Raw genomic sequence first — 4,311 nt, forward strand, 5'->3', positions numbered from 1 at the left:
TCAATTATGTTAATTTTTACCCCTTTATAGCTTACAGAAACGTTCTTTGAAACGATAGTGATTCCACGCTCACGTTCAAGATCATTGTTGTCAAGTATTAAGTCACCAGTTTCCTGATTATCACGAAACAGATTAGTTTGGTGTAAAATTTTATCAACCAAAGTAGTCTTGCCGTGGTCAACGTGAGCGATGATCGCTATATTCCTTATTTTTTGCATTAAAAATTTGTTCTAAAATTTTTTGCAAAGGTACGTTTTATAAAGGAGAATCTAAAGTGTATCCCTTCGGGGCTTTGAAAAACTGGGCTGAGGTCCGTAGTTGAATTTCAAAACAGGAAGGTTTCCATGCAAAAATTACAGGCACACGACCAAATAAACTTTCACTTTCCGTAAATTTGCAGCATGGACTTGCAATTGATTTTAGTCTTTTTAGTTTTTACCTTCGCTATTTACGCATTGGGACGCATGATTTATCGCAGTCTTTCAAGTAAAAAAGGCTGCGCAAGTAATTGCGGCAAATGTGCTGCGGATTTCTCAGATATAAAATTACCCCAAAACAAAAACTGATTATTTCTCTTTTTCAATCAGGCACACTGCATATGCAACAACCCCTTCCTGACGGCCGATAAAGCCCATGGTCTCATTCGTTGTTGCTTTTATAGAAATGTCTTCTTCACTGATTCCAGCTGCAGCGGCAATGTTTACCTTCATCTGCGGGATGTGCGGGTTTATTTTGGGTGCTTCCAAACATAGCATGGCATCCACATTTCCAATAACCCAGCCTTTCTCTTTTAAGAGCGCTACACATTCTTTTAATAAAATTAAACTGTTGATGCCTTTCCATCTTTCATCAGTATTAGAAAAATGAAAACCGATATCGCGAAGATTAGCGGCTCCCAGCAGGGCATCACAGATAGCATGTACTAATACGTCAGCGTCGGAATGGCCAAATGCTCCGGAGTGGTGCTCCAAATTTACTCCGCCCATAATAAATGGATGATTTGCGGCAAGTTGATGCACGTCAAATCCAAATCCTACTTTAATTTTCATTAACTATTTTTCAAAATTAAACACCAGGGAAAAACGGAGGGTTTGAGCCAGAGGGCTCTTTTGCTGATTCGCAAGCAAATAGGCAAAGTCGAGATTAAATACATTGTATTTTAATCCTGCACCTAAAGTAAAATATCTGCGATCTCCTTTAGAAGGAGTTTCATAAAAATATCCGGAACGAAGCGCAAATTGTTTATTATACCAATATTCGGTGCCGAGCGAATAGCTTATTTCGCTTAGTTCCTCTGAAAAACCGCCCGGAGCGTCCCCAAATGATCCGAAGATTCCAGCGGGTACTGACCTATCCGGATCCTTACCACTAATAATTTTACCATCAGTATCTCTTATTGGATTTGTAGGAACCAGCAGTTTATTGAGGTCCAACGCAACGGTAAACTGGCTCAAATCGTCGATATTAAAAGTTGAAGCCCCTCCTAACTTCATATTAGTCGGGAGGAATGATCTGGAGCTGCCATCAGAATAGTTCATCTTCGTTCCGATATTGGAAATGTTCATGCCTAAGGCTAATTCAGTATCTTTCCCAAACATTACTGTTCCTGTTCTCATATAACCGGAAACATCCGCAGCAAGGGCTGTTGCAGGCTGGATATCCTGACCGTTAAACTGACCATTACTTAAACTGGAACGAATATATCTAACAGCGGTACCCAGTGAGAAATTCTCCCCGAATGTTCGGGAAAAAGTGCCGTCTATAGAAAATTCATTTGGACTGTAAACACCTATGTCATTTCTGCTGTCATCGGTAAGCTGAATCGAGCCGTAAGAAAAATACCTTAAGGAACCACCTATGGTATTCCGATCGTCGAGACGATGAAATGCAGAAAGGTACCCCAAATCTACATCAGGGACAAGATTCCTTAACCACGGTGTGTACGAAGCAGAAATTCCGGTAGGCTTATCTAAAAAAGCAAGTTTAGCAGGATTCCAATGACTTGAATTTGCATCAGGAGATGTGGCTGCACCTACATCGCCCATAGCACCTGAGCGTGCATCAGGAGCTATTAATAAAAATGGAGCCGCAGTTTGTATGGTATTTGTACGTTTCCCGTCGCTTTGCGGAACCTGGGCTATAAGCAGGCCGGGAACCCCGGCCACCGCCAAAACCACATAACAGCAAAATGAGAGTTTGTTAATCATTACCCCAATGTAAAAGCTGGATCAAAATTATATTCTGGCGTGTTTAAATATAAGCATTTTGTAAATATAACCCCCACGAAGAGTACATAGAACGTTTTCTCAGCAGGAATAATACATTATGAAGAACTTTTTTAATTAACTATAAAGAAATATTTTTAATATGATAAATAAAGTATATTTATTTTGTATAACTTAGTTTAGCAAATTGTCAACTCTGATAACGTAAATGAAAAAAGGAAACCAGAATTAAACAATAAATAACGCAATAAATCGTTTTCTTCGTTGATTGAAAAATAAGACTTGTAACCTTAATTTAGATTTTTCGTTTGAATAGAATAACTGCTGTTAGTGCGGGCTTAAATAGACCTTAAATATCCGTCGGGATATTACTCAATTTTCGTATTTTTAATAATTAGTGCTCCAATTACATTGCAAGTAATGAAAAGAATATCCTTAATTTTTGCCACAGTCCTTCTATTGTTAGGCTTTTTATCCTCGTGTAAAAAAAAGAGTGGCAATTCCTCTAAAACAGGCATGGCCTATAACGATAAATACAACGGGGGATTCCAGGTAAACAATAAAGTGAAGGCAGGACCTGGCCCGGGTCTGATAGCAATTGAGGGTGGAACATTTGTAATGGGCGGAAGTCTAAATCAGGATCTTGGTTATGAGTTCGATAATGTTCGGCGAAGAGTGACTGTAGCTTCTTTTTACATGGATGAGACAGAAGTATCTAATGTTGACTGGCTCGAGTATTTGTATTGGATCCGGAGAAATTATGCTAATGACGCGGAATACTATTATAATGCACTTCCAGACACACTGGTTTGGAGACAACCGCTTTCTTATAATGAACCATACGTTAACAACTACCTCCGCCACCCGGCATTCCAGGATTATCCGGTTGTAGGAGTTACATGGGAACAAGCAAATGCTTACTGTGATTGGCGAACTGACAGGGTAAACGAAGAAATTTTAAGATCCCGCGGAATATTACTTGACTATAAAACATTAGCAGGGGGAGGTAAGGCAGGAACAGCAACGACAGTGTCGACATCGACAGACCCCTTTAATACAGATATCTATTTAAATGGCCAATACAAGGGTGAAGGAATCGATGGGAAGAAGATGCCCAAAGATCTTAATCCGAATGCAGCTGAAAGCGGTACTGCAACAACAGGCAAAGGTGGACCTACAAGACCAGTTCGTTTAGAGGACGGAGTACTTAAACAACCTTATCGCTTACCAACAGAAGCGGAATGGGAATATGCTGCATTATCACTTGCGGGCAATACAGAATACGAAAATATTGCTGATGGTAAAATCTATCCCTGGAATGGTTTAGGTGTACGTTCTCCTAAAAAGAAGACGCAGGGTATGATCTTGGCCAACTTTAAACGTGGCGAAGGAGATAACATGGGAACAGGGGGTTATCTGAATGATAAAGCCGATATAACTGCTCCGGTAAGAAGTTATATTCCAAACGACTTTGGTTTATACAATATGGCTGGTAATGTAAACGAGTGGACAGCTGATGTTTATCGTAAGCTAACCTTTGAAGATTTTGCAGATTTTAATCCATTCAGAGGAAATGAATTTGTAAATAAACGTTTAGCTGACCGTGCGAAAGGTACTTACGCAAAAGATAAATATGGACGCCCCATTAAAGATCCGGCACCAGCTGGTAAAAAACAATCCTGGGCTGAGATGCAAAGTAACCAGGTTGCTCAGGACTCATCAGCTATCGCAGGTAAGCCTTACAACCCTGATTTCCGCGGACATTTAGACTCTGTAAATGGGAACTTATATGGTGTAACTACCTTAGTTAATGACCGGTCCCGGGTTTACAAGGGTGGATCATGGAATGACAGAGCTTACTGGTTAAACCCTGCGACCCGACGTTTTATGCAACAGGATGAAACGAGTGCTGAAATGGGTTTCCGTTCGGCGATGACTCTGGTTGGAGCTCCTGAAATTATTTCTAAGGGTAAACCACAATTCAGCCAGCCCAAATCTAAAGCACCAAAGAAGACTAAGTAAGAAACCTAAATCGCATATCATACATCATAAAAAAAGGGCTGGAATTCAGCCCTTTTTTTATGAT

The 4,311-nt window shown here is 40.1% G+C and carries 4 protein-coding genes; 1 reads left to right on the forward strand and 3 read right to left on the reverse strand.

Annotated features, from left to right (window positions below):
• The 3 genes from WBJ10_RS16100 to porV all read right to left on the reverse strand — a co-directional run.
• Positions 1-218 (reverse strand): GTP-binding protein (locus tag WBJ10_RS16100; protein WP_424292125.1); only part of this gene is annotated, 218 nt, incomplete at its 3' end.
• 348 nt (positions 219-566) lie between these two features.
• Positions 567-1,049: a 2-C-methyl-D-erythritol 2,4-cyclodiphosphate synthase gene (gene ispF, locus WBJ10_RS16105; RefSeq protein WP_424292127.1), complete on the reverse strand. Its 483-nt coding sequence runs from the start codon at positions 1,047-1,049 to the stop codon at positions 567-569.
• 3 nt (positions 1,050-1,052) lie between these two features.
• Entirely contained in the window at positions 1,053-2,207 is a 1,155-nt protein-coding gene (gene porV, locus WBJ10_RS16110; protein ID WP_424292129.1) for a type IX secretion system outer membrane channel protein PorV, read from the reverse strand.
• 438 nt (positions 2,208-2,645) lie between these two features.
• On the opposite strand from porV, the gene WBJ10_RS16115 reads away from it, so the two are divergent.
• Positions 2,646-4,247, forward strand: a complete 1,602-nt coding sequence (locus WBJ10_RS16115; protein WP_424292131.1) for an SUMF1/EgtB/PvdO family nonheme iron enzyme — start codon at positions 2,646-2,648, stop codon at positions 4,245-4,247.
• Positions 4,248-4,311 lie beyond the last annotated feature (64 nt).

The organism is Daejeonella sp., assembly GCF_049655485.1.
GTDB lineage: Bacteria > Bacteroidota > Bacteroidia > Sphingobacteriales > Sphingobacteriaceae > Daejeonella.

Bases quoted from the DNA above. Each gene is read 5' to 3' on its own strand.
- ispF (WP_424292127.1), bottom strand. From the start codon at position 1,049: ATGAAAATTAAAGTAGGATTTGGATTTGACGTGCATCAACTTGCCGCA.
- porV (WP_424292129.1), bottom strand. From the start codon at position 2,207: ATGATTAACAAACTCTCATTTTGCTGTTATGTGGTTTTGGCGGTGGCC.
- WBJ10_RS16115 (WP_424292131.1), top strand. From the start codon at position 2,646: ATGAAAAGAATATCCTTAATTTTTGCCACAGTCCTTCTATTGTTAGGC.